This window comes from Iodobacter sp. BJB302, assembly GCF_002735645.1.
Lineage (GTDB): Bacteria > Pseudomonadota > Gammaproteobacteria > Burkholderiales > Chitinibacteraceae > Iodobacter.
In genome coordinates this window covers 1-26,920 of the sequence record NZ_PDZG01000061.1, presented here as the reverse complement: position 1 = coordinate 26,920, position 26,920 = coordinate 1, and the positions used below count along the sequence as shown (strand labels likewise).

The following is a 26,920-nucleotide window of genomic DNA, read 5'->3' as shown; positions in this document are numbered from 1 at the left end:
TCAGCGGTGCAAGCACCCTGTTACCGTTCGACTTGCATGTGTAAAGCATGCCGCCAGCGTTCAATCTGAGCCAGGATCAAACTCTTTAGTTTAATCGCTAAGCTAGTACTTACTGGCTTACTTTATTTAGCGCAACCATCGCTGGTTACGCCTTACTCATGTAAGCACTTGTTTCGCTTCCGAATCAAGCACTCACACTCATCGACTGTATTTTTTTAAAGATCGGCTCGCTATCTGCATCACTTCGTTTCCGTGTGCGCTGCAGCGAGGAAGCGAAATATACGGGGCTAAGCTATTTAGGTCAACACCCTACTTACGATAAAACCAGTCTAATACGGTAAGTATATGATTTTAAATAGCCAGAAATTGAAACCGCAAGCGCCAGCATGCTGCACTGCCAGAAAATTCCTAAAGCAGGCTTTGGGAACACCCTGTAAATTAGCTGCCGATTGATCTATTTCCCCTAAAACAGAGCACCCTATGCCTAAGCAAACTGAGCGCAGTTGCAATGAAATCCGCACCGCTATATTAAGACTCCAGCTGCTGGATGAGACCGAATGCGCCGCGCTGCTCATCAGCCTGCAACACCTTAATCTAGCCGATGACAAATCTGTATTGGAAATCACCGGCCTGACCGCCGCAGCTGGATCGGCATGGGAGACACTATATATAGGTGAATTGAAAACGCTGCTGGCTCTGGCCATTGGCGACAAATACGCCACGCAGCAAGGCTGCGACTGGGTGCATCAATTTGACGAAGTGGAAGAATCCCGCCGCCGCGTATATCGCTGTGTGGATGGGGTGCTTAATATGCACAAAACCGGAATGTTTCATCACACATTAGAACTGATGCACAGCACTGAAACGCTGCATCTGGCGATGGACTTAATCAAACGCAAGCAACGCTTTTTTGGCCTGGATGAGCTGGAGCTGGCTAAATAAACCCAAGCGCCCGTTTTTACTTGCCAAGGTATTTCACCAGCACGGCATCCAAATCCCCCCCCAGCACCTGGCGCAGCTCCGATACAAACAGAGGGGGCAATTGCCCTGCCTGAGTAAAATCATGAGCGAACAAGAGGGGTAAAAAATCATCCAGGCTGCGTTTATGATGGCTGGCTGCTTGCAAAAGCCCGTCCACCTCTGCCCAAAACGTCGCCCCCTGAGCATAAAACAGCGGATAAACACTACGATCACCCTGCTGATATTGGCGCTCTAAGGCAAGTAGACCCTGTTCAGGCACTTTGCCCGGCTGGATAAAATGCCCGCGCAACCTAGCGACCACATCCTCTGGCAGCTGGCTTTTGGCCAAGGTTTTTAAACCATAGTAATGCGCCAGACTCTCGCCAGCCCAGGTTGGCGATTTCACTTTATGCGTCTGCGACATCGCCGCCAGCTGGTGAAACTGCTCATGGGCCAGAATCATCAGAGTGAGCGCGGTGCTAGCCTCCGTGTTTTCAGCCCCTTTTATATAATTAGCCAAAAACGAGCGATGCCCCGCAGCACCACCAGCGCGGCCTTTCTTATGATCTATGCCCAGCCACAACACAAAAAGATGGCGATCTTTTGCCGCGAGGTCCTTAGCCGGGGGCAGGATTGCGCCCAGATAACGCAGCGCCTCGGCATGCAGCGCGGGCAGCTGCAGACTGGCCACCTCAGCGGCATCATCGGCCACATAATCCACACTAAACGGCCCAAGCTGCTGCTGGCTTAAAGCCAAATGACCAAATGCATAATATTCTGGCGCACCTTTAGCCGGCACGCGCCATTGCCCTGAACCCGCCGACATAGACCCCTGCTGCAAATCCGTCCCTACAATACTCAATGTATCTTCAAACTGACCATCTAAGCGCAATAAAGAAGTAGGCTCGGATAGCAGCCACCATTTTTTATCCTGAAAATAAACGCTCTTTTGCTCAGAAGAATCCACCCCGGCACTTGGGGCAGGCTGAACATCAATCCCCCAGCTCACTTTGTTACAGCCCGCAGGCAACACCCACTCGCCAGGCTTTGGCGAAACCAGCGGCTGATTCACACAATGAGGCACCAGCAACTGCGAAACCAAGCCCCTGCCCACCCCATGCAAACGCAACACCCTATCCTGAGTGCTGGCTGGAAAATCAGTCAAAGTGGCCTGTAATTGCGTGGGAGTATCAGGAAAAACCGAGATTTGATAATGCGCGGCCAAGGCTTGAGAAGAAGCAAGGCCCCAAAAAAAGCAGAGTTTATACAAAGACATAACAGGCCAATGCACAGAAATAGAAACGTAAACCGTACAGAATATGAGCACATTACCCAAGTAATAATCACCAGCAATCCAGATCAATTAGATCATCTGCCAAAACAACATACTGCAAAGCACACAGTCCAATAGCCCCTCCTATCATCCGGTATTCACACTCTATGCGCTGTGTGTGTTACTGACTTATGAAGTTTTTCCCCTGCCAGTGCCGTTTAAAAATAGACCTATCAGACCACCAAGTTTGACCCCACCCCACCGCAAATAGGACAATGCGGCCAATAGCCTTTCTTTAAATTGTGGTTTTCATTTTTTCCAGACAGCAAACCAGCACCTTGGTGCTGCTGTTTACCGTCCTGTGTAGCAATAAGCGCTACCAGCCAGGGAAACGATCCGCCATGATGAATCAGCACATCAAAGTAGAAGTAAAAATATGCAAGAACAGCAAGCAGTTACAGACATTCAACCCAGCCGCCGCTATTCAATCGCCCCGATGCTCGACTGGACGGACCGCCATTATCGTTATTTCGCAAGACTGCTGAGCAAGCACACCTGGCTGTACACCGAGATGGTGACGACCGGGGCGATTATTCATGGGGATAAACAGCGGCATCTTAATTTTGATGAGATTGAAAACCCGATTGCTCTGCAGCTGGGTGGATCTGATCCGCAGGCTTTGGCCACTTGCGCCAGGATTGGCGAGAGCTGGGGCTATGACGAGATTAATCTAAATGTGGGTTGCCCTTCCGAGCGGGTGCAAAATGGGGCGTTTGGTGCTTGCCTGATGGCAGAGCCGCGTTTGGTGGCGGATTGTGTAAAGGCGATGAAAGATGTGGTGGATATTGATGTCACCATCAAACATCGTATCGGTATTGATAATGAAGAAAGCTACGACTTTGTGCGCGATTTTGTAGGCACGGTGGCTGATGAAGGCTGTAATACTTTTATTGTGCATGCGCGTAATGCGATTTTAAAAGGCTTGTCGCCTAAAGAAAACCGCGAGATTCCGCCGCTTAAATATCATTATGCTTATCAGTTAAAACAGGATTTCCCGCATTTAGAAATCATTGTAAATGGTGGCATTACTACGCATGAGCAGGCGGCAGAGCATTTAAAGCATCTGGATGGCGTGATGGTGGGGCGCGAGGCTTACCATAATCCTTGGATACTGACGCAGGTAGACGAGTTATTTTACGGCGGCGCAGCGCATACTGCCTCCCGCGTGCAAGTGATGCACGCAATGCGACGCTTTATTGAGGCCGAAATGGCGCAGGGCTTGCCGATTCGCTTAATCACCCGCCATATTCTGGGATTATTTCAGCATCAGCCAGGAGCCAGAACCTGGCGACGGATGTTGTCTGATTCCAAATTGCTTAAAGACGCTGACTTCCAACTGATTGAAAACGCCCTGCGTGAAGTAACTAAAGGCCACCCTTAAATGAAGCGACTCGCCCTTTTACTGACACTGATGATCCCGCCCGCATTCGCCACCGAAGTAACGCTGCTGGCTGCGATGGGCAATAAGGGCATTTTGCTGATTGACGGGCAAAAAAAGACCTTGGCAATTGGTGAGCAAATGGGCGAGGTCAAATTGCTGGCAGTGAGCAGCGAGCAAGCGACTGTAATGATAGGCACACGCCAGCGTCAGCTTTTATTGGGCCAAGGTTATATCGCCAGCACCAGGGCAGAAAGTGACAGCGCAGGCAGCCTTACGCTAAGCCCGGATGCACAAGGCCATTATTATGCCGATATTGCCGTGCGTGGCATCAGCCAGCGCGGCATTATTGATACTGGTGCCAGCTTTTTATCTATGCCACGTAATCTGGCCAGCAATATGGGTGTGGATTACAAGCAAGGTGTCGAGGCCCGCACACAAACAGCCAATGGCATCATTAAATCCTGGCAGATTACGATTGCACAGGTTCGAATTGGCTCCCTGCTGCTGAATAATGTGCAAGCCAGTGTGCGCGATCAGGACAACGGCCCTTTATTAATTGGCAATAGTGTTTTGAATCGCTTTCAAATGAAGCGCGAGCAAGAGCTGCTTATCTTACAAAAGAAGAATTACCAATGACGAGTCCCCTAGATACAAATCGAAAGATCATCGTTTTAGCTAGTAATAACGCCGGTAAGGTAAAAGAATTTAACCGCCTGTTTGCCGCGCTGGATATCCAGATTGTGCCGCAGGGCGAGCTGGGCGTGGCCGAATGCGAAGAGCCGCACCACACTTTTATTGAAAACGCCTTAGAAAAAGCCCGCCACGCCAGCCGGATTACCGGCCTGCCTGCACTGGCCGATGATTCCGGCCTTTGTGTGCATGCACTGGGCGGCGCACCGGGTGTGTACTCGGCCCGCTTTGCGGGTGAGCCCAAATCGGATGCGCGCAATAATCAGAAATTAGTCGAGAGCCTTGCCGGGCAGGCGGATCGCAGCGCTTATTACTATGCCGCCTTGGTACTGGTGCGCCATGCGGATGACCCGCAGCCGCTGATTAGCGACGGCATTTGCCAGGGAGAAATCCTTGAAATCAGCCGGGGTGAGGGAGGTTTTGGCTATGATCCGCTGTTTTTGCTGCCGCAGTTTGGCAAAACAGCCGCCGAAATCAGCGCGGAAGAAAAAAGCCAGATCTCGCATCGAGGCAAAGCCTTGCGGGAATTGATCGCTAAATTGCAGGAAACAGGCTTATGAGCGCGGCAGTCAATCAAGGCGAAACCCGCTGGGCCACATGGCTTAGAGACGATGAATCGGTGGTCTCTTGCACCGAAAAAGTAAAAGTGATGAATGAGAATCTGGATGAGCTAAAACAAATGGCGCAGGATTTGCTGGAAGACGGGCTGCTGATGGAAGTATCAGAAGCCCAGATCAAAGCCGTGCTGCACAGGCTGGTGGATGAGCTGAATAACCCGTATCAGAAATAACGATTGATAAATTATCAGAGCCAAAGAACCCAAATCTTGAGCCCGCGATGCCACAGAGAGCACAGAGTTACACGGAGAAAACCACTCTTCACTTTTTAATAAAGAATGATTGTTTTTTTTGGACGCTTTGGCTAAGCATCATTCAAATCAATTTCCTATGCTTTCTCTGTGAAACTCTGTGTCCTCAGTGCTCTCTGAGGTGCAAGGTTTAGCTTAATCAAGATATACCCCGCCCCACATAAGAAGTGAACACCATGCAATCGATTTCCATGCCCATCGGCAAAGCTAACTGGGCGCTTTCTGCCTTACCGCCTTTGGCGCTGTATATCCACTTTCCCTGGTGCATTAAAAAATGCCCTTACTGTGATTTCAACTCGCACGCGCAAAAAGGCGCGCTGCCAGAGCAGCAGTATATTGCCGCCCTGCTGGCCGATTTGGAATCCTGTTTGCCGCTGATGTGGGGCAGGCCGATTACCAGTATTTTTATGGGTGGCGGCACGCCAAGCCTGTTTTCTGCCGAGGCGATTAATCAATTGCTGGAAGGGATTCGCGCCCGCGTGCGTTTGCACCCCGATGCCGAGATCACGCTGGAAGCCAACCCCGGCACCTTCGAGAGCGAAAAATTTGCCGGCTACCGCGCCGCAGGCGTCACGCGCTTATCGATTGGTATTCAAAGCTTTAATGCTGAGCATCTTAAAGCGCTGGGCCGTGTGCACGATGATAAAGAAGCCCATCGCGCCATCGAGATTGCCCATCAGCATTTTGATAATTTCAATCTGGATATTATGTATGCCCTGCCTAAGCAAACACTGGCCGAGGCGCTGCTGGATATTCGCACTGCCATTGCTTGTAAATCCACGCATCTTTCGGCCTATCACCTGACACTAGAGCCCAATACCCTGTTCCACCGCTACCCGCCTGCCTTACCGGATGAAGATTGCAGCGCCGATATGTCGGATGCGATTGAAGCGGAGCTGGCCGCCTCAGGCTTTGAGCATTACGAAACCAGCGCCTTTGCCCAGCCTAAGCGTCAGGCTAAGCATAATTTAAATTACTGGCAGTTTGGTGATTACCTGGGGATTGGTGCGGGGGCACATGCCAAGATCAGCTTCCCCGATAAAATCATCCGCCAGATGCGCTATAAACAGCCGACCGAATATTTGCAAAAAATGGCTTCGGGTTCGGCCATCCAGACGACAGAGCAAATTACTTTAGAGCAGCTACCGTTTGAATTTATGCTCAACGCCCTGCGCCTGACCGGCGGCTTTGATTTAAGCCTGTTTGAAGAGCGCACCGGCTTGCCGCTGACTAAAGTCATTCACCAGATTGAACGCGCCGTGGCCGATGGATTATTAGAGCGCCAGCTTAATCATATCCAGCCCACATTACGCGGCCAGCGTTTTTTAAATACGCTGCTGGAGCGGTTTTTGCCTTAAACAAGGCTATTACGCGTCAATAACAAGATCTTGAAACACTTCGCCCCAGAGAACTTCGTGTTTCACGGAGAAAAGCCATTTTATAAACGAAGCCATTTGTTTTTAGTTTGCCATCACCAGCCCCCTGCCTTTCTCCGCAGGGGGCTTTTTTATTTACCATTCACTGCCGATTAACGGCAAAGCCAACCACTCAACCTCAAAAATCCCCCGCTGCTCGCATGCTTTAGCTAAATCATTGAATGCTGATTAATATTCCATAGGAATAACAAGCAAATAAAGCAAATCGACTAAGGCAAACGAGGCGGATATGCGAAACCCACACGGATTTACCCTGATTGAAGTCATGGTCACCATTGCCATCGTCGGCATTCTGGCCGCAATCGCCATTCCTCAATACACCGACTATGTCACCCGCAGCCGCCTGGTAGAGGCACAAAGCAAGCTCAGTGATACCCGGGTGCGGCTGGAGCAGTTTTTTGTAAACAACAGAACCTATGTTGGCTTCACCTGCACACAGGCCGCAGTGGGGAATGAAAACTTTGGCATCACCTGCACCACGCAAACGGCCAATACCTTCACGATCACCGCAACGGGCACCAATAAAATGACCGGGTTCAGCTTCACGCTGGATGACCTTAACCAAAAGACTTCGGCAATTGCGGCAGCTGGCTGGTCTAACCCTTCTCCCAATAATTGCTGGGTCAGCAGAAAACCGAATATTTGTTAGGCGAGCCTGCAAAATGAACTCCTTCCCACAAAAGCACCATGGTTTCAGCCTGATAGAAGTTATGGTTGTGCTTGTTATCTTTGGCTTACTGGCCGCGATTGCCATGCCCGGGTTTCAAGGCTGGGTACGCAGCGCTAAATTGCGCAGCTTTGCCGAATCTTTTCAAACGGCAGTTCAGACAGCCAGATCCGAGGCCATTAATCGCAATGCCTATGTAGAGCTAGTGTTAACCAATAGTGCGGTTGGGGCTGATGGCTCCAGAAACGCAAATGCGGTAACGGTTTCCGCAACAGGCACAGCCTGGCTGATCCGTGAATGCACAACCTGCGCCAATATCACAACCGCAGCCACGGCAGCAGAAACCTACCCCTTTATTGGCGGAAAAGTGCTGGCAGAAGGCGGTAGCAGTAATCCCCCTGCACTCAATGCCAGCGCCGGATTAATTCGTTTTGATGGCTTAGGCAGGGCCGATGCCGCATTTAACTTAATTGTGGCCGATACCGCAGCAGCGGCAACCCCTGCATCGTGCAGTTTGGCTGGCACGGGGCCGGTAACTGACCCCGCCAGAGTTTGTGTTGTTTTAGACCGGGGCGGTAACGCCAGAATGTGCCTGCCCGACGCGCCGGCAACCCACCCCAGTTCTTGTGCCAGGAGCTAGAGGCCATGATTTATAAGCATTCCCGCATTAAGCAAGGCGGCTCCATGCTGCTGGAAGCCATGGTAGGCATTACGATATTTTCATTTGGCGTGCTGTCTATTCTGGCCCTGCAAGGCAACGCAATGCGGCATGTATCCAGCACCTCTTCACGCACATCTGCCATGCAATTGATGCAAAGAATTGATGGCCTGATGAGGGTGAATCCAAGCACAGCCAATTTAGACAGTTTCCGGATGACCAGCTGCACATCTGCCGCCGCAACGTCCACTGCGGGAATTTGGTCCAGAGCCGTTGCCGCGCAGCTGCCAGGCGCCACCTGTAGCGTGGTGATTGATAACGATAACGCAGCCGGGCGCACGATCCGGTGCTTTCGCCGGGCCACCGTGACCATTTCCTGGCCAGTACGGCGTGGCGATCTGACCGGTGCCAGCGGCGTTACAGACATCAGCGGCGGGCAAATGAATGTTGCCACCAATGTGGCTGATATCCAGACGGTGTGGAGCGACACCCCTAACGGCACTCTGTGCAATAACTAAAGAGACATGCTATGCGCCAGTCCAGCGGTTTTGGTTTAGTAGAACTCATGGTTTCAGTGGTTGTTGCACTGGTTTCCATGATTTCTATCTATCAAATTTTTGGTGTGAATGAGGCCTACCGGCGCAACAGCATGGGCGGCTCAGGCGCGCAAATCAATGGCGGGATTGCCGTGATGCAGATACAAAAAGATGCAGAACGATCCGGCTTGGGCATTGGGGATGCGGGTGCACTTAATTGCAATGTGGTTTCCAGGGTAGCCGCGCTGAATAATGTTCCGCTTATCCCGGTGTTAATCCAGAGCGCGGGCACATCAGACAGCCTCACGTTTTTATATGGCAGCAGCATTATTGGCGGAGGACAGGTGGCCCAGCTGGCCGATATTGAGCACGGCAATGCCGATACTCAATTTGCCAATGTTTTAGGCGGGCAAAGCATGGCCGTCAATGATCTGGTAATTGCATGGCAATCGGGGCTGGCCAATTGCCCGGTGTTTCAGGTGACCTGCACCAATGCCACGCCGTGCGCCGGAACACCCGCTTCAACCGATGGTTTTGCCATTGGCAATGCAGCAAATGCTTGGAACTCTGCAACGCTTAACTCCCCCTTCCCGGCGGCTTTAAGCAAAATCACGCGTTTATATAATTTTGGCCAGCTCACCCGGCGCACTTACTGCGTTTATCTCAGTGGCAACAGCAATGGTTGCGCGGGGGCCGGCACCCAAATCCACGGCTCGCTGCTGAGCGCAGATGCACTGGATGCAACGGCTGCAGCCGATGGCGCATGGCAAGTTGTAACAGAAAATGTGATTCAAATGAAAGCCGAGTACGGTTTGGATACCAATGTGGATGGCGATGCGATTCCAAATAACGTTGATACTTGGCAAAAAGCCGCCCCGGCCCAATGGGCGCAGGTATTGGCCGTCCGCTATGCCGTGCTGGTACGCGCCAGTAATCCGCAAAAACCCAACCGGGCTGGCACCTGCGTTAACGACAGCGCAAATAACTACACCGCCGCCACGCCCAGTGATGCGTTTACCCTCACCACTGCGGCCTACTACTTAGGCTGGTCAGGTGCAGATGTTTTTACCCAGCCCACCAATGCCGACTGGCAATGCTACCGCTACAGCGTGCATGAAACCGTAGTACCGCTGCGCAATCAGATTTTGCTCAATCAGCCCACCACTAATCTCTAAGGAAGACGACAGCATGAGCACGCCACGTATTCCTGCCCAAAGCAACCAACAAGGCTTGGTACTGTTTATCTCTCTGATTGTGCTGGTGATTATGACCCTGGCGGGTATCGCCATGATCAGATCCATCACTACAAGCACTCAGGTTGCCAATAATCTGTCGCTGCGCCAGGGCACCACAGCCGCTGCCGATGTGGCGCTTGAAACAGCACGCCAATGGCTGATTGCCATCTCCGGCACATCACCCGCCACATTAAATGCGGATTCTGCAGCCAATGGCTATAGCGCCACCAACACCGTCAGCCCGATTAACCCGAATGACGGCACGCAGTGGCGGGCAGGCAGCAACTGGGTTTGGGTAGCCACCACCTGCACTCCCAAACCCTGCACGCCCGCCGCTATGCCACAGGCCACCAGTACGGCCACAGTCACAAACCTGAATGGCTTCAGTGCTTCTTATTTAATTCAGCGCAGCTGCAGCAACGCCGCTGCCCCCACACTGGTGATTGATACCGTTGCGGCTACGGGCAACCCTTGCAATCTGGTGAAAGCCTGCCCCAATTGCCTGAAAGAAAAAACATCTTTTAATGTGAATTACCTGATTACGGTAAGAATTCAAGGCCCTAAAAACACCGTCAGCTTTTATCAGGCCTCTATTTATTAAGCCACACAACAAGTTTCACCCGGCAGCCCGGCACTCAAGCCGTTTTTATTAAGGACCAAGCATCATGAAACTCAATCTGTTTACCCTGGGATGGCTTGGCCTTAGCGTCAGCACCTTTGCCGCACAAACGGCTGATAAACCGCTGTCAACCTTAACCACCGGCGATGTAAAGCCCAATATTATGTTTACAATTGATGATTCCGGCTCGATGGCCTGGAGCCATATGCCAGATAGCGTGAGCAACTGGCGAACCAAAGTGGGTTATCACAATTCCTACTGCAATGGAGTGTATTACAACCCGGCCACCACTTACCTCCCCCCAAAAAATGCCGACGGCACAAGTAAAGCCAATGCCAGCTACACGGCTGCATGGTATGACGGATTTAATACAGGCACCTCGGGCGGCCCCAATAACAGCAGCACCTATAATTTATCCAGCAATTTTTTTGCTTATGACAATGTAACCGGCGGTGCCAACGCACCGCTACAAACGGCTTTTTATTGGACTTATTCCACCAGCACACCACCGGATACGGAATGCAATACATCGCTGCCCTCATCAACCAGCACGCTCACAACCGGCTCCTGGACAAAAACAAAAATCCCCAGTGATGCCAGCGCGGCATCGGTGGCTGCACGACAAAATTTTGCCAACTGGTTTAGCTATTACCGCACCCGTATCATGATGATGAAATCCAGTGCCAGCCTTGCTTTTGCGGATATGGACAGCCGCTACCGCATTGGCTTTTCACGGATAGGCAGACTGTCTTCGAATAACTTTGCCAGCTCAGGATTTTTAAATATTTCTGATTTCGACGGCACACAAAAAAGTGCCTGGTACACCATGCTTTTTGGCGTTCCTCCCAGCGGTGGTACGCCTTTAAAAACAGCATTACAAGCCGTTGGGGAGATTTATGCAGGCAATAAAGGCGCGGTAACCGACCCTATCCAGTACACCTGCCAGCAAAACTTTGAAATTTTAACCACCGACGGCTACTGGAATGCCAGTGGCGACAGCGTCTCTGTAGGCAATCAGGACACCGGCTCCGGCGTACCAAGGCCCATGTACGACGGAGCAGGCCAATCTAATAATCTGGCCGATGTGGCAATGAAATACTTTAAAACCGATTTACGCACGGGCATGGCCAATAATGCGCCAGGCATTCCTGCATTTGATACCGGCCCTGAAGGCAGGCAAATGATGCGTACCTATACCTTAGGCCTGGGGATGGATGGCACGCTCAATTATGTGGATGATTACGAAACCAATACAGACAGCAGCGTCAATGATTTTGTGGGCATTAAAAATGGCACAAAAAACTGGCCAACGGTGGTTGGGGATCAATTAACCACCATTGATGATTTATGGCATGCGGGGGTGAATGGCGGAGGCAAATATTTTAGCGCCAAAGACCCTAATGCCGTGGCAGCCAGCCTGAAAAGTGCTCTGAACGATATCAGCTCTAGGCTGGGATCGGTGGGCGCGCCCGATGTATCCAACGCGTTTATGACGGCAGCAGACAATAAGGTTTACAACAGCAGCTATAAAACGCGCGACTGGACCGGCGATGTAGCGGCCCGAACTGTTGATGTAAGCAGCTCAACCTTTACCACCACAGCTCTTTGGTCTGCCCAAGATTTACTCGCCACCCGCAATTTAAGCAGTAACCCTCGGGTGATTTACTCCTGCGCAGGAAGCTGCACCAGCTTCACTACTTTTGACGCCGCAACCTATGGCAGCAATGCATCCATTACGGCAGGAGTAACCAGCTTAAAAACAGCAAACTCACTGAACGCAGCCCAGCAGACGGCCATTACGGGCACTAAACTGGTTGATTTCCTGCGGGGCGATCAAAGCAATGAGCCCACCACTTCAGCCCCTGATTTAGCAGCCACTACGGCGCTCTTTCGCCAGCGTACCAAAATCCTTGGTGCGATTATCCATGGCGGTGTGACCTATGTTAAAAAATCCGAAAAAGCTTATCCGGATTCCGGCTATGGCGCATTTTCGCGTACCAACTTAAGCCGCCGGGCTATGCTTTACGCCCCGGGCAATGATGGCATGCTGCATGCCTTTGATGCCGCAACAGGGCAGGAAGTATGGGCGTTTATTCCTCCCAGCCTGCTGCCCAGCCTGTGGAAACAAGCCGACAGAAACTACGACAGCAACTTCCAGTATTTTGTAGACGGATCACCCACCATTGCCGATATAAATAATGGCAGCAGCTGGAAAACCATTCTGGTGGGCGGATTGCGTGGCGGTGGCGGCGAGTACTATGCCATTGACATCACCAACCCTTCCGCAACCGTTCCGGCCGCCCCCCTCTGGAGCTTTAAAGACAGCCGTCTTGGTAAAACCTACGGCTTTCCGGTAGTGGGTAAAATAGCAGGCCAATGGAAGGTATTGCTCACAGCGGGCTATGACAATAGCGATAACAAGGGCTACCTTTTTGTCTTAAACGCTGATACCGGCGCTCTGGAAAAAACCTTTACCACCACCTGCACCGCCACCGATGGCACATGTGGATTATCCAAAATTGGCGCTTTATTTACTGAGCCGGATGTCGATGACACCATCAAAATGGTCTATGCAGGTGATTTAGCCGGTAATTTATGGCGCTTTGATGTGGCGGGCGCACAAGGCAATGGCGTATTAGCAGCAACCACAGGCACCAGCGCATTGCGCCAGCCCATCAGCTCGGCCCCGCTGATTAAAGAAATGCCGGCATATAAAAACAGCAGTGGAATTCCCGCCCATTATGTGAACTTTGGAACGGGGCGTTTTTTAAATCAAAACGATATGAGCAACAGCGATACACAAACCATTTATGGCTTATTAATAGACCCCAGCTTAGGCGCTATTGACTCTGCCTTTAATAATTTAGGTACATCCGGTTCTTTAATTGAATTAGTGATTGATAAAACCTGCGACAAAACTATCAAAGACAATCTGGGAGGCACAGTCAGCACGCTGGATGGTATTGATGGCACCAGCTTATCTAATAACTGCCCTAATTCTGTAGCGGGTGACTTTAGTAATGGCGATGGCAATTTTGATACGATTACTTTAAAAAGAGCAGCTAATTCCGCCTTAGGCACTGATCTAACCAGCTGCAAAAACAGCACAAAAGGATGGCGGGCTGATTTGCCCATTAGTAAAGAACGAATTCCTAATGACCCATTTCCTTTTGATACCTATGGCGTATTCAGCTCGATTGTTCCTGGTGCAGATTCCTGCACACCAGGCGGGATCAGCCGCGAATACAAAATGCCGCTTAATTTAAGCAAAGACTGGTTATGCGCCAATCCATCAACCAATGTATTTATCAGCGTAGGCAAAAATTCGGATGGCAAATTATCCGATGACCCATCACGCCGGGTTTCAATTACAACGTCTAAATTTGACAGTATTAAAGTCAATGCAGATGGCACAGGCTCTGTTGACTCGGCAAGGCTCAATACTCAGGTGAAAGGAAAACGCTCTTCATGGAGTGAAATTCTGCGCTAAGCCAGGCCCGCCGTACCGGCCCCTTACATCAGGGCCGGTACGGCGGTTTGATATTCTAAGTCATAAGACCCTAATTTATCAGGCCGTTAGCTGCAAGAATTCAACAACGAATTATTTTTTTATACGTGGTTTTTAAGCAACAAACATTAGAATTTAATGATATTTATCATGTAAAGCTTAATATTCCCAAAGCAGTGCCCCGCATATATTTCCCTGTTTTGCAGCCATATTCATCAAATAATCGTTTAAAACCCACAATTCAAAACCACAACTACCGTTCGTCCATAAATATTGACCGATGATCAAAATCCATAGGCATTTTAGCCTACTGGATAAATGGTCAACTTGTAAGCATTATGCCCTCAAATACAGTAGGAGCAATAATGCGAGTTTCAGCCGGTTTTACCCTTATCGAAGTCATGATCACCGTAGCGATTATCGGCATTTTGGCGTCTATCGCCATCCCCAGCTACAACGATTACGTCACCCGCAGCCGCCTGGTAGAACCCCAGAGCAAGCTCAGTGAGACGCGAACACAACTTGAACAGTTTTATATGAACAATCACACATATAAAACCTTTGATTGCAAAAGAGACGCCCAACCATCAGAAAGCTTCAGCATCCGTTGCAATCCCCAGGAAGCAGAAAGCTTTACCATTATCGCCACAGGCAGCGGAAAAACAGCGGGCTTTACCTTTACGCTGGATGATCAGGGCATAAAAGCGACCACCGCAGCACCCAGCGGCTGGCCAAAACCTGACAACTGCTGGGTCAGCAAAAAGTCTGGCTGCTGATCATGGATTTACATTTTCCTCAACGTAATCAGCGGGGTTTTACGCTGGTCGAAATCCTGATCACGCTGCTTATTTTTGGCATTTTATTATCGCTGGCAGGCCCGCCTTTTCAGGACTGGGTACGCAGCACGCAGCTTAGAACCTATGCCGAATCATTCCAAAGCGCCGTGCAGCTAGCCCGTGCAGAGGCGATTAAACGCAATGGCTATGTTGAGCTGATTCTTACAAATGACGCCGTTGCAGCCACCAATCGCAATGCCAATAATGTGAGCCCCAGCGTGGATGGCACGGCCTGGCTGATCCGTGCCTGCCCTGCCTGTGTCAATCTCACCACCGCTGCGCCAAACAAAAGCAACTACCCCTTTATTGAAGGCAAAACGGTTGCTGAAGGAAACTCTGCTCAATTTAAGCTCACCGCAGATCAATCCATAATCCGTTTTGACGCACTTGGCCGGGCTGATCAGTCTTTGCTGCTGATTGTCAGCCAAGATAAATCGGCCGTAGCAGACTGCAACAAGCCCGCTGACGATAACAACATCGTAAAAAACCCGGCAAGAATTTGCATGCGAGTTGATGAAGGCGGCAATACGCAGCTTTGCCTGCCTGATGCCCCGAAAAAAAATCCAGCCAGCTGCTCGAGGTAAGCCCCATGACTATTCTTTATTCCCAGCGGGGATCGATGCTGCTTGAGTGTTTAATTGGCATCAGTATTTTTTCATTTGGCATTTTGGCCATCAGCGCACTCCAGGCCAATGCCATGCGGCACTCGGTGAGCAGCAGCTCCCGAACAACCGCCACACAGTTAATCCAGAGATTAGACGGCGAAATGCGCAGCAATGTATCGACACTGGACAGCTTTGCCATTGCAAGAACCAAATGTGAGAGTGCAGCCCCGGCCTCTGCGAACGCCAAGGATTGGGCAAGCGCAGTCGATAAAAACCTGAAAAACGCTATTTGCACAGTAGTTGTTCAAAAAAACATCCCTGCCACCAGCACCCCTTGCTCACGCCAGGTAACGATCAGCATTAACTGGCCAACACCAAATGGTGCCAAAACCGGGGTCGCTACTGGTAAAAACGAGGGCATGAATGAAGCCACTACCGTGATTGATATTCCCACCATTTTAGAAACCAAAGACCCTTTGGATACGGAGCATATACGCTGTGGACTATAAGATGCGCCCCTCTTATGGCTTTGGCCTGATCGAAATCATGGTTGCCATTGTGATTTCACTACTGGCTTCTCTTGCTATTTACCAGACCTTTAATACCAGTGAAGGTTTTCGCCGCTCTACCCTGGGCAATGGCAATGCTCAAAGCAGTGGCGGGATTGCCATTATGCAAATCCAAAAAGAACTGGAGCGTGCAGGCTACGGCATAGGCTCAAACCGCGCACTGAACTGTAATGTGGTTTCGCAAAATACCAATTACACAAACTTCCCGCTTGTGCCTGTAAGCATCACATCTGTAGCGGGTGGCTCTGATCAGATTACCATTTTGTACAGCACCTCACCAGCAGCGGGCATGCCAGCCCTGTTTGGTGATGGAACGACACACACCAATAATGATGATCAATTCGTCAATATCTTACTGGCAAGCCAGTACCGGGCCGGAGATTTAGTTGTGGTATGGCCTGATCCGGGCAAGCAGGCACAAACCGCCTGCCCTTTATTCCAGGTAACTTGCACCAATGCCGATTGCACCGGCACAGGTACGCCCGCCTCAACAGGTAAAGACTTTTTACTGCGCCATACCGCCAATGCGCTTTGGAATGGCACTTCATTAAACAAGCCTTTCCCGGCATCGCTGCCAATGAACACCACGCGCTTATTTAACTTTGGCACGATGGTTCGCCGCACCTACTGCGTATATTTAGCAGGCAACCCCAATCAATGCAGCCAGGCGGACAATAAAACGGATGGCAGCCTGATCAGCATGGATGTGCCTAAAGATAAAGCCATCGATGAAAGCAGCTGGAACATCACAACAGAAAATGTCATCCAGCTAAAAGCAGAATATGGCTTTGATACCAATACAGATGGCGACAACATTCCTAATAACGTCAGCAGCTGGAGCAATACAACCCCCACAACCCTTTTGGGATGGCAACAGCTGATCGCGATTCGCTATGGCGTACTGGTGCGTAGTAACTATCCCGAAAAACCCAAACGGGATGGCAGCTGCAGTACAACGGCAAGCGGCGCCACATTCTCATGGGCAGGTGGTGCATTCAGCAAGCCCGGCAATGCTCAGCCCAGTGATACCAACTGGCAGTGCTACCACTACACCGTGCACGAAACCGTGGTGCCGCTGCGCAATCAGAAGTTTGCCAATCAGCCTAATTTAATCAGCACGGCAGCGCCGTAAAACAGGTGCCCAATATTGTGAAACCCATTAATAAACGAGCATATATGCCATCTCAAGCTCTGAAAAACAGACAAAAAGGGCTGGTACTGCTGATTTCACTGATCGTACTGGTGGTGATGACATTAGCAGCCATTGCCCTTGTCCGATCAATGATAGGCAGCAACCAGATTGCAAATAATCTGGCCCTGCGCCAGGGCACAACCGCAGCAGCGGATGTGGCACTGGAAAAGGCGCGCTTCTGGCTGGTAGACAGATCCCGGGTCGCGCCAACAGAGCTAAACAGTGCATCCGACACCAATGGCTACAGCCCGACCAACACCGCCAACCCCATTGCCGGCAATGCATGGGCAGGCGGCATTAATTGGGTTTGGGCCAATCCCAAAACCGGAAACGCCCCACTTACTCAGGCAAAAAGAAATGAAGCGCTCAATGCCAATGGATACAGAGCAGCCTATTTTATTCAGCGCAGTTGCAGTACGGCGGGGCAAAAAACCCCAAACCGCAGCGGTTGCGACCTGCAAAAGATGTCACCGAATGAGCCAGAGGGTAATTCCGAGTATCAAATGATTTACAAAATAACCGTAAGAATCGAAGGCCCCAAAGACACTGTCACTTTTTATCAGGCCACGCTGTTCTAAGCATTTGAGGTAAAACCATGAAAATTATTGCACTCAGTATTCTAAGCATCAGCCTTAATAGCTGGGCAGCCCAAACGGCAGACAAACCGCTCTCTACGCTGAGCGTGGGTGATATCAAACCGAACGTTATGTTTATTATTGATGACTCAGGCTCTATGGCATGGAGCTTTATGCCCGACAGCGTTATTCATTGGCGCAATAGCGTTGGCTACTATAATTCATCTTGCAATGGCGTGTATTACAACCCCAAGACCACCTATCTGGCACCTAAAAATGCCAATGGCACGGATATGCCGAATGCCAGCTTTACTGCAGCATGGTATGACGGCTTTAGCAGCGGCAGCACTGCAACTTACAACCTGAGCCGTGATTTTTTTGCCTACGACAAAGTTAGCGGTGCAAACAATGGTAATTCAAGCAGAGAAGCAGCGTTCTATTGGAACTTTAAACCGGCCAAAGCACCATCTGAGGATCAATGTGCTCAGGCATTAAATTGGCCCGGCTCTGATTGGGAAAAAGTAGTTATCCCGCAAGACGGTAGCGCAAAATCAGCGGCAGAAAGACAAAACTTTGCCAACTGGTTTAGCTATTACCGTACACGTATTTTGATGATGAAATCCAGTGCTGGCGCGGCTTTTTCCAGCATTGGCGACCGCTATCGCGTAGGATTTTCTTCCATCAATAATCTAACCAGTGGTTACTACAGCAGCGATCGCTATCTTAATATTAATAACTATGCCAATCCTCAAAAAGCAGCTTGGTATGCCATGCTCTATGGCACTTATCCGGGAGGTGGAACGCCACTTAAAACCGCGCTTAATGCAACTGGGAAAATCTACTCCGGCCAGCTCCCTACTGGTGTAAATGATCCAATGCAATACACCTGCCAGCAGAATTTCACCATTCTCACTACCGATGGCTACTGGAACAGGGGCAATAATGCGGGCATAGGCAAGCAAGATAACGCCAGCAATATTCCATACCCAATGAGGGATGACACCAATACAAGTGAAACACTGGCAGACGTGGCCATGTATTACTTTAAAAATGATATTCGCAGCAATATGGCTAATAACGTGCCAGGGGTAGAAGCCTTTGCGGGTGGCGCCCAAGGGCGTCAAATAATGCGCACCTATACGCTTGGCTTGGGTATGGATGGCCAGCTAAAAAGAAGCGACTACGAACCACTAACGAATAAACGCGTGCCCTGGCCGCAGGTAGTTGGTGACACTCTGACCACCATCGATGATTTATGGCATGCAGCCGTAAATGGCGGCGGTGAGTACTTCAGCGCCAAAGACCCAAATGCCGTAGCGGCAGGGATCTCTAAAGCGCTTAGCGATATTGAGGCTAAAACAGCCTCGGTGGGATCGTCCGATGTCTCCAGCTCGTTTATGAGCGAAGGGGATAATTCTATTTATTCCAGTTCTTTTAAAACCATCAGCTGGACCGGAGATGTACAAGCACGCACCCTCAACTTGGAAACCAGTGCATTAGAAGCTGTTACCTGGTCTGCAAACTCCAAACTAGGGGTGCTGGGTCATGCGAACCGGAAGATTTATACCTGCACGCCTGGTGCCTGCACCACACTTACGGATTTTAACGACCAAAACAGTGCGCTTCGCAGTGCCATGGCCGCAGGCGTTAATGCGCTTAAAACCAGCAATGGCACACTTAATTCCGCACAACTTAACCAAAATACGGCCAGTGCTCTGATTAATTATTTGCGTGGCGATAAAAGCAATGAGATCAAGCCGGATGCAAAAGATCCAAACTCCTTATACCGTGTACGTACAGGCTTTTTAGGCTCAGTCATTCATGGTGGCGTTAGCTATGTAAAAAAACCAAACAAAGCCTACAGCGATGCAGGCTATGCCGATTTTGTACGCAGCAATGCCAATAGAAAGGCCATGGTATACGCCCCGGCCAATGATGGCATGTTGCATGCCTTTGACGCCGTAACCGGGGATGAAAAATGGGCTTTTGTTCCTCCAACCGTTATTCCACGCCTCTGGCAACAGGCAGAGCGTGCCTACACAAATGATTTCAAATACTTTGTTGATGGTGCACCAACCATTGCCGACATCAAAGTAGGCAATGCATGGAAAACAATCCTGATTGGCGGCTTGCGTGGTGGTGGCGGTGAATACTATGCGCTGGATATCACCGACCCAAGCACAAAACCAACCCTTTTATGGAGCTTCAGTGACACACGTCTTGGCAATACCTATGGCTTTCCTGTTGTAGGAAAGGTTAACAACACCTGGAAAGTCTTACTCAGCAGCGGCTACGACAATGCAGACAATAAAGGCTATATTTTTGCCTTAAATGCTGCAACCGGGGTGCTGGATAACACCTTCACCAGCAGCTGCAGCAACAATACCGGCCTGTGTGGTTTATCTAAAATTGGCGTTTTATTTGAAAACAGAAACGTTGATGACACCATTTTAATGGCCTACGCAGGTGATTTAGCGGGCAATTTATGGCGCTTTAATCCCAAAGATGGCAGCGGTGCCCTAGTTGCTAAAACCGGGTTTGATCAGGCGCCACAAGCGATCACCACAGCCCCTGTGGTTAAAGCTACAGAATACAAAAACACTTCTAACGAAGCCATGCACTATGTAACCTTTGGAACCGGGCGCTATTTAAATCAGGCCGATATTGCCAACAGCGATACCCATACTTTTTATGGCCTGTTAGTTGATCCAAGCGCCAGCATTATCGACCCTGCATTTACTGCCTTACGCAGCTCTGCGGCATTGAACGAGCTGCAATTTGAAAAAAATGGGAATGACATCCAGTTAACCCGCAAAGGCGACAGCAGAGCGCTTGATACACCTGCGGCGCTGCTGGAATGCAATAAAAGAACCAGGGGCTGGCGCGCCAATATGTTCATCAACAAAGAACGCCTGGCGAATGATCCGCTGCCACGAGGAGAAAAAGCACGCTTCTTTACTTCTATTCCGGGTGGAGATGCATGTGAAGCGGGCGGGCTCAGCAGAGAATATTTATTGCCACTGGAAATCAGCAGCAATTGGATGTGTGCTAATCCGAAATTTGACCGGTCTATCAATACAGGCAGCGATGTAAACGGCATTATGCTTGATGATCAAAAGCAAATCCCGAGTGTAATCACTGAAAAAGACGATAGCCTCGACATCAAACCAGATGGCACACCAGAACACGGGAAAGCACTTCTCAGGCCAGATTTAAGAGGTCGCCGCTCAGCGTGGACAGAGATTGTGAACTAATAGCTTAAAACCTAGAATGGTGAGCAGGCATTGCTCACCATTTTCAACTAAAAAAACAACAACACTCTTTATAAACCATAATCAAATAACCTTAGACCAAATATAAACATAAATAATTCGAAATCTTATTTCCACAACACTTTCTAAGCCCTAGACCTAATTGCTTTTTTACCCCACCTCGTACTCAATCATACATACTAAAACAAATCAATTCTTTCATAAGCAAAAACCACACAGTTAAGCAAAAAATTAAATTGCTCAGCATGGATAAAATTTTTTACGAAGATTGCTATATTGCAATCAATATCGTTTAATCTATCTATATCGGTTTAAAAGTGTCAATCTATTGGGCAAAACTGCCCCCCCCAAAAAAAAGTAAAGGAGTATGCAGTGGAACGAATAAACTTCAACGGCAAAGCCGCGAGAAAAGTCGCCGGTGGGCTGCTGCTGCTGGCAACGATTATGTTGACGGCTTGCAATGGATCATCTGGTGGGGATAGTTCATCCACAACACCAACGCCAACGCCTGTTCCTAACGCATCGGGTGTTGCTGCAAAAATAGAAGTGCTGGCCAGTACGCCTAACCTTGCCTCTGATGGCAACACCCCTGTAGTTATTACCGCCAGGGTAAAAGACGCTAATAATGTTGTGCTGGAAGGAAAAACAGTCATTTTTAGTACTCAGGACAGTGCACAAATTGCAGTACTGAATGCTGGCCTCACAGATAAGACAGGCAGTGCGACAGCCAATGTCACCACAGGCAGTGATCAATCCAGCCGAAGTATTACAGTCAAAGCAACATCTGGTGCCATATCAGAGAAAGTAACCATTACTGTAAGCGGGACAAAAATCACGCTTAACGGCAGTAACTCTCTTGTCCTGAATAAAGAAAGCTCGCTGACAATTAGTTTGAAAGATGCTGCAGGTAAAGGCGTCGCAGGGCAAAAAGTAGCATTAGCTTCTACCTTGGGTAATACATTCAAAGTCAATGGTGTCGCAGCAACTGAAGCAACAACAGGGGATAACGGGCAAGCCACAATCACATATCAAGCCATTAAAGCGGGTGCTGATGTTGTTAAGACCACGGCTCTTGGTGAATCAGCAACATTAGATATTTCAATTAGCAATAATACTTTTGATTTAACACCCAGCTCTGCCTCACAAGGTGCCGTAAATTTTGGCAAAACCCCCGCAGAAGTGAATCTGGATAGTTTTGTTAAACTTGACCTGCTGTATTCAATTGCTGGCGTACCACAAAGCAATGTGCCTGTATCGTTCACAGTAACCCGTGGCAATTTAGTGGCCTCCTCAAGTAAGACTGATGCAAATGGTAAAGTATCAGTAACAATCACCAGCACAACAGCTGGTGCATCACAAATCACAGCAACAGCCAGCGGTATAAGCAACAACTATGATGTTGAGTTTGTTGCCACTGCCCCAAGTAAAGTGGTCGTTCAGCCAGATACAACGGTTGTTCGTGCAGGCGCAAGCACAGCCATCAACGCCATTGTCCGGGATGCCTCCAGTAACTTAGTAAAAAACCAAATCGTCAATTTCAACTTGGTTGACCCAACAGGCGGCAGGCTTAGTATTGGTAGCGGTATCACTAACAGCTCGGGTCAAACCAGCACCAATTACACGGCAGGCAATAGCAGCAGCGCCAAAGATGGTGTAACCATTACAGCCACACTGGCAAACAACCCTTCAGTTACTGCAAAAACTCAGGTGACCGTTGGCGGTAAGTCATTATTTATCCGTTTAGGTACTGGTAACCAAATTGAAGATAAAAACACAACTCAAAACATTACTCCTTACAGCGTAATTGTCACTGACGCAGCTGGTAACCCAGTTGCAGGCGTACAAGTGACGCTCGCGGCTATTCCGACAAAGTACTTAAAAGGGATTTACAAACCGGATGGCGATAGCGATGGTGATGGAAAACCCGACTATTGGAAACAACACCCATCTGCAGTATGCCTGAGTGAAGATAAGAATAATGACGGTATTCTTGACCCGGGTGAAGATGATCCTTCAGATGGCAATGGCAACGGTAATGGCACCCTGGAGCCAGGTTTTGTTGCAACAGTCTACGATGCGCTTAACCCATCCAGCAACACAGTCAAGACAGATGAAACAGGCAGCGCTTTCATCAAGGTACTCTATGGAAAAAACTACTCTGGCTGGGCAATAGTAAAACTTCAGGCCACTATCAGAGTAGAAGGAAGTGAGTATTCAAATGCAGCAGTGTTTAGTTTGCCTGGCGTAGCTAAAGACTACAACGATATCAAAGTCCCACCACCGGGAGAGACAAGCCCATTTGGTACTGCTTCTATTTGCACTAATCCAAACTAATTCTGCCAATCATTACCCCCACCTGTATCAGGTGGGGGTTTTTCATTCCCCATCCCACAAGAAAATCTTTAATTCAATCTTCCCGCCCTCTCCAAACTCCACGCCTTCGCACTGCAGTAAAAACCGTTGTTCGTCATCATTGCCATCCAGCCCACGCGGGCTGACTTTGCCTTGGCCGTTGATGACTCGCTGCCAGGGAACGGATGCATCCAGGCAGCGGCCAACAAAGCGGGAATGGTTTGGGTAGCCCGCCAGCCTGGCGATCTGGCCGTAGGTGGCGACTTTTCCATACGGGATGCAGGTGACGACGCGGCGGATGGCGGTTGCAATGGCGCTCATAGTGGCCTTTTCAAAATAAATGAATTGCTAAAAAATTACGCACACGGAAAAAAACCAAGCCATTGCAGCTTGGTTTTTCTCTTTCAGCGCACTTTTCTTAAGGCGCTCAGTAAGGACTGAATCCTGAGTATTACCCTTTGCGTTCAACCTGGCTGACATCACGCACCGCACCAGTATGGGCAGAGGTAGTCATGGCGGCGTAAGCCCGCAGCGCTGGTGAGATATAGCGCTGACGATCGACTGGCTTCCACGCGTTTTTGCCACGCGCTTCCATTTCTGCACGGCGGTTTTCCAGCGTTGCATCATCCACGCTAAGGCGAATGCTGCGCTGTGGGATGTCGATTTCAATGGTGTCGCCTTCATGCACAAGGCCAATCAAGCCGCCATCGGCCGCTTCAGGGCTGACGTGACCAATGGATAAGCCGGAAGTGCCGCCAGAGAAGCGCCCGTCAGTCAGCAGCGCGCACGCTTTGCCCAGGCCTTTAGATTTTAAATAGCTGGTTGGGTAAAGCATTTCCTGCATGCCGGGGCCGCCTTTCGGGCCTTCGTAGCGAATCACCACAATATCGCCCGCTACGATTTGGTCGGCCAGAATGCTGGCTACCGCATCGTCTTGCGATTCAAACACACGGGCGCGGCCAGTGAATTTAAGGATTGAATCATCCACGCCAGCGGTTTTAACAATACAGCCCAGCGGGGCGATATTGCCGGATAACACGGCAAGACCGCCGTCCTGGCTGTAAGCATTTTCTTTATTACGGATGCAGCCATTTGCGCGGTCCAGATCAAGCTCTGGCCAGCGCATGGATTGGCTAAAGGCGATGGTGGTCGCCACCCCGCCCGGTGCCGCGCTATAGAAGCGATGCGCTTCGCTTTCTTTATCGTTGGCGACAATATCCCATTTGGCCAGCGCTTCGCTCATAGTAGGTGCATGCACTGTTTTAGCATCGCCATGAATCAGGCCAGCGCGGTTAAGCTCGGCCAATAATGCCATTACACCGCCGGCACGGTGCACGTCTTCCATATGATATTTTTGCGTGGCTGGCGCGACCTTAGCCAGGCACGGCACGCCACGGGAAACGCGGTCGATGTCCTGCATGGTGAAATCGACTTCCGCCTCAAACGCCGCTGCCAGTAAATGCAGCACGGTATTGGTCGAGCCACCCATGGCTACATCTAAGCTCATGGCGTTTTCAAATGCGGCCTTGGTGGCAATGCTGCGCGGCAAGACCGAATAATCATCCTGCTCGTAATAGCGCTTAGCGATGTCAACAATGGTACGGCCCGCTTGCAGGAATAATTGCTTGCGATCACCGTGCGTGGCCAGCATCGAGCCATTGCCTGGCAGAGATAAACCCAAAGCTTCTGTTAAGCAGTTCATCGAATTTGCTGTAAACATACCCGAGCAAGAGCCACAGGTTGGGCAGGCTGAACGCTCTACGGCGGCTACTTCTTCATCGCTCACCCGGCTGTCCGCGGCTTCCACCATGGCGTCCACCAGATCCAGCTTACGCACACTGCCTTTCCAGTCTACCTTACCCGCTTCCATCGGCCCGCCGGAAACAAAAATCACCGGAATATTCAGGCGCAGCGCGGCCATCAGCATGCCGGGGGTGATTTTGTCGCAATTGGATATACACACAATCGCATCGGCACAATGCGCGTTGACCATGTATTCAACCGAATCGGCGATCAGATCACGGCTGGGCAGGCTGTACAGCATGCCCGAATGCCCCATGGCAATGCCATCATCAACGGCAATGGTGTTGAATTCTTTGGCGATACCGCCCGCTTTTTCAATTTCTCTGGCCACCAGCTGGCCAAGGTTATGCAAGTGAACGTGGCCAGGCACAAACTGGGTAAACGAATTGGCAATGGCAATGATGGGCTTATCAAAATCGCCATCTTTCATGCCAGTTGCACGCCACAGGGCGCGGGCACCGGCCATATTGCGGCCATGCGTGGTAGTGCGGGAGCGATAAACAGGCATTTTTTAGATCCTTGCAGCGAAGTAATCAATCAGGAAAAAAACTTCAAATATCTGAATAGCCGCTTCTATGGTTTGGCACATCAAAGCTTGGGTAAAAGCGGGACGGCAGTCATAAAAACGGCTGATCGACTCTGCGTAGTTAAAAGTGATTTTGTCACTCCAACATACAGGGCTGGCAAGCCTAAAGGAAATATTCAGACTAAGTGCTTAGGGTATAATCGGCCCATTTTATCGGAAGGCTGGTTTGCATGCTAATTCATCCGCAATTTAATCCCATAGCCATCCAACTTGGCCCTGTGGGTATCCACTGGTACGGGCTGATGTATCTCATCGGCTTTATGCTGTTTTTGTTTTTAGGCCGGATGCGCGCCAAAAAATCCAATAGCTGGAAACCTGAAGAGCTGGACGATCTGTTGTTTTATGGCGTGCTGGGGGTAATTCTGGGTGGGCGGCTGGGTTATGTACTGTTTTATAAACCTGACTTTTACTTCTCGCACCCTCTGGATATTCTGAAAGTTTGGGAAGGCGGAATGGCGTTTCATGGCGGCTTTCTGGGTGTATTGGTGGCGATGTGGGTATTTGGCCGCAAAACCGGCCGCAGCTTTTTTCAAGTCACCGACTTTATCGCCCCGCTGGTACCATTGGGCCTCGCTGCAGGCCGCCTGGGCAACTTTATTAATGGCGAGCTGTGGGGGCGTGTTACTTCGGCAGACATGCCGTTTGCGATGATTTTCCCGCAGGCACACGACGGGCTGCCCCGCCATCCTTCGCAGCTGTATCAGTTTGCTCTGGAAGGGATTAGCCTGTTTATTATTCTCTGGCTTTATTCTGGCAAACCGCGCCGCACTGGCCAGGTTTCTGCCTTATTTTTATCAGGCTATGGCTTATTCCGCTTCATCGCCGAATATGCCCGCGAACCCGATGATTTCCTTGGCTATCTGGCGCTGCATTTATCGATGGGACAATTGCTCAGCCTGCCCATGATTCTGATTGGCATACATCTGTTTTGGTGGAGCAGCAAAAAGCCCCGCCATATTTAATAAAGGCACGCCGGGGAGCCATTTCATTTGCAACAGACTAAGGCGCAATTTTTGCGCCTTAGTCTTATAAGCAAGAAAAGCTTGCCCACGCTCATCATTCTGCCTGGCTTTAGCAAACTGCGATGTTTTTTAAAGCACGCATCGGCAGGGGCCCCCTGTGTCAGGATAGTTGAGATACTCCCTTTTCAGGGATTCCAACTTACTCAGGGGGCTGGTTACTTATCATGTCGCGTATTCCCAAGGCTCGTAAAGATGCCATTTTAAGCAAAATGCTTGC

At 50.0% G+C, this 26,920-nt stretch carries 23 protein-coding genes and 1 rRNA gene; 20 read left to right on the top strand and 4 right to left on the bottom strand.

What is annotated here, in order from left to right:
- Positions 1-92 (bottom strand): 16S ribosomal RNA (locus tag CSQ88_RS17080); the annotation flags it as partial.
- Between the two features lie 388 nt (positions 93-480).
- Here CSQ88_RS17080 and CSQ88_RS17075 point away from each other — a divergent pair.
- On the top strand, positions 481-942 hold the full coding sequence (locus CSQ88_RS17075; protein WP_099399297.1) for a hypothetical protein: 462 nt from the start codon (positions 481-483) through the stop codon (positions 940-942).
- Positions 943-958: 16 nt separating this feature from the next.
- On the opposite strand, the gene CSQ88_RS17070 is transcribed toward CSQ88_RS17075, so the two are convergent.
- The gene (locus tag CSQ88_RS17070; RefSeq protein WP_099399296.1) at positions 959-2,236 is read right to left on the bottom strand and encodes a hypothetical protein; all 1,278 of its coding nucleotides are present in this window, start codon (positions 2,234-2,236) and stop codon (positions 959-961) included.
- A 433-nt stretch (positions 2,237-2,669) separates the two neighbouring features.
- Between CSQ88_RS17070 and dusA the strand changes: the two genes are divergently transcribed.
- From dusA to CSQ88_RS16980, 18 genes are all read left to right on the top strand, one after another.
- On the top strand, positions 2,670-3,674 hold the full coding sequence (gene dusA / locus CSQ88_RS17065) for a tRNA dihydrouridine(20/20a) synthase DusA (RefSeq protein WP_099399295.1): 1,005 nt from the start codon (positions 2,670-2,672) through the stop codon (positions 3,672-3,674).
- Complete coding sequence (locus CSQ88_RS17060; RefSeq protein WP_099399294.1) at positions 3,675-4,310, top strand: TIGR02281 family clan AA aspartic protease; 636 nt, start codon at positions 3,675-3,677, stop codon at positions 4,308-4,310.
- Positions 4,307-4,924, top strand: a complete 618-nt coding sequence (gene rdgB / locus CSQ88_RS17055; RefSeq protein ID WP_099399293.1) for an RdgB/HAM1 family non-canonical purine NTP pyrophosphatase — start codon at positions 4,307-4,309, stop codon at positions 4,922-4,924. The genes CSQ88_RS17060 and rdgB overlap by 4 nt, the downstream gene beginning before the upstream one ends.
- Positions 4,921-5,154: a hypothetical protein gene (locus CSQ88_RS17050; RefSeq protein ID WP_099399292.1), complete on the top strand. Its 234-nt coding sequence runs from the start codon at positions 4,921-4,923 to the stop codon at positions 5,152-5,154. Before rdgB ends, CSQ88_RS17050 begins: the two co-directional genes overlap by 4 nt.
- Before the next feature lie 254 nt (positions 5,155-5,408).
- Positions 5,409-6,590 (top strand): radical SAM family heme chaperone HemW, encoded by a 1,182-nt coding sequence (gene hemW / locus CSQ88_RS17045; protein ID WP_374700468.1) that lies wholly within the window; start codon positions 5,409-5,411, stop codon positions 6,588-6,590.
- Between the two features lie 307 nt (positions 6,591-6,897).
- Positions 6,898-7,317, top strand: a complete 420-nt coding sequence (locus tag CSQ88_RS17040) for a type IV pilin protein (RefSeq protein ID WP_099399290.1) — start codon at positions 6,898-6,900, stop codon at positions 7,315-7,317.
- Between the two features lie 13 nt (positions 7,318-7,330).
- Complete coding sequence (locus tag CSQ88_RS17035; RefSeq protein WP_180273703.1) at positions 7,331-7,975, top strand: GspH/FimT family pseudopilin; 645 nt, start codon at positions 7,331-7,333, stop codon at positions 7,973-7,975.
- A gap of 5 nt (positions 7,976-7,980) precedes the next feature.
- On the top strand, positions 7,981-8,511 hold the full coding sequence (locus CSQ88_RS17030) for a hypothetical protein (RefSeq protein ID WP_099399288.1): 531 nt from the start codon (positions 7,981-7,983) through the stop codon (positions 8,509-8,511).
- Positions 8,512-8,522: 11 nt separating this feature from the next.
- Positions 8,523-9,704 carry a PilW family protein gene (locus tag CSQ88_RS17025; protein ID WP_099399287.1) on the top strand — a complete coding sequence of 394 codons (1,182 nt, stop codon included), beginning with the start codon at positions 8,523-8,525 and terminating at the stop codon, positions 9,702-9,704.
- Positions 9,705-9,717: 13 nt separating this feature from the next.
- Positions 9,718-10,365, top strand: a complete 648-nt coding sequence (locus tag CSQ88_RS17020) for a hypothetical protein (protein WP_099399286.1) — start codon at positions 9,718-9,720, stop codon at positions 10,363-10,365.
- A 64-nt stretch (positions 10,366-10,429) separates the two neighbouring features.
- Positions 10,430-13,873 (top strand): pilus assembly protein, encoded by a 3,444-nt coding sequence (locus CSQ88_RS17015; protein ID WP_099399285.1) that lies wholly within the window; start codon positions 10,430-10,432, stop codon positions 13,871-13,873.
- 383 nt (positions 13,874-14,256) lie between these two features.
- On the top strand, positions 14,257-14,667 hold the full coding sequence (locus CSQ88_RS17010; protein WP_180273702.1) for a type IV pilin protein: 411 nt from the start codon (positions 14,257-14,259) through the stop codon (positions 14,665-14,667).
- 2 nt (positions 14,668-14,669) lie between these two features.
- On the top strand, positions 14,670-15,311 hold the full coding sequence (locus tag CSQ88_RS17005; RefSeq protein ID WP_099399283.1) for a GspH/FimT family pseudopilin: 642 nt from the start codon (positions 14,670-14,672) through the stop codon (positions 15,309-15,311).
- A gap of 5 nt (positions 15,312-15,316) precedes the next feature.
- Positions 15,317-15,841 carry a hypothetical protein gene (locus CSQ88_RS17000; protein WP_143449504.1) on the top strand — a complete coding sequence of 175 codons (525 nt, stop codon included), beginning with the start codon at positions 15,317-15,319 and terminating at the stop codon, positions 15,839-15,841.
- A gap of 1 nt (position 15,842) precedes the next feature.
- Positions 15,843-17,033, top strand: a complete 1,191-nt coding sequence (locus CSQ88_RS16995) for a PilW family protein (protein ID WP_099399281.1) — start codon at positions 15,843-15,845, stop codon at positions 17,031-17,033.
- A 44-nt stretch (positions 17,034-17,077) separates the two neighbouring features.
- Complete coding sequence (locus tag CSQ88_RS16990) at positions 17,078-17,671, top strand: hypothetical protein (protein ID WP_099399280.1); 594 nt, start codon at positions 17,078-17,080, stop codon at positions 17,669-17,671.
- A gap of 17 nt (positions 17,672-17,688) precedes the next feature.
- Positions 17,689-20,922: a pilus assembly protein gene (locus tag CSQ88_RS16985; RefSeq protein WP_099399279.1), complete on the top strand. Its 3,234-nt coding sequence runs from the start codon at positions 17,689-17,691 to the stop codon at positions 20,920-20,922.
- 390 nt (positions 20,923-21,312) lie between these two features.
- Positions 21,313-23,274, top strand: coding sequence for an Ig-like domain-containing protein (locus CSQ88_RS16980; RefSeq protein WP_099399278.1), 1,962 nt, complete (start codon positions 21,313-21,315; stop codon positions 23,272-23,274).
- A gap of 42 nt (positions 23,275-23,316) precedes the next feature.
- Here the strand turns inward: CSQ88_RS16980 and CSQ88_RS16975 are convergent, their stop codons facing one another.
- Positions 23,317-23,613 (bottom strand): MGMT family protein, encoded by a 297-nt coding sequence (locus CSQ88_RS16975; protein WP_099399277.1) that lies wholly within the window; start codon positions 23,611-23,613, stop codon positions 23,317-23,319.
- 130 nt (positions 23,614-23,743) lie between these two features.
- A complete protein-coding gene (gene ilvD, locus CSQ88_RS16970) occupies positions 23,744-25,603 on the bottom strand; it encodes a dihydroxy-acid dehydratase (protein WP_099399276.1) in 1,860 nt (619 codons plus the stop codon).
- Between the two features lie 248 nt (positions 25,604-25,851).
- On the opposite strand from ilvD, the gene lgt reads away from it, so the two are divergent.
- On the top strand, positions 25,852-26,643 hold the full coding sequence (gene lgt / locus CSQ88_RS16965) for a prolipoprotein diacylglyceryl transferase (protein ID WP_099399275.1): 792 nt from the start codon (positions 25,852-25,854) through the stop codon (positions 26,641-26,643).
- Positions 26,644-26,920: the final 277 nt, after the last annotated feature.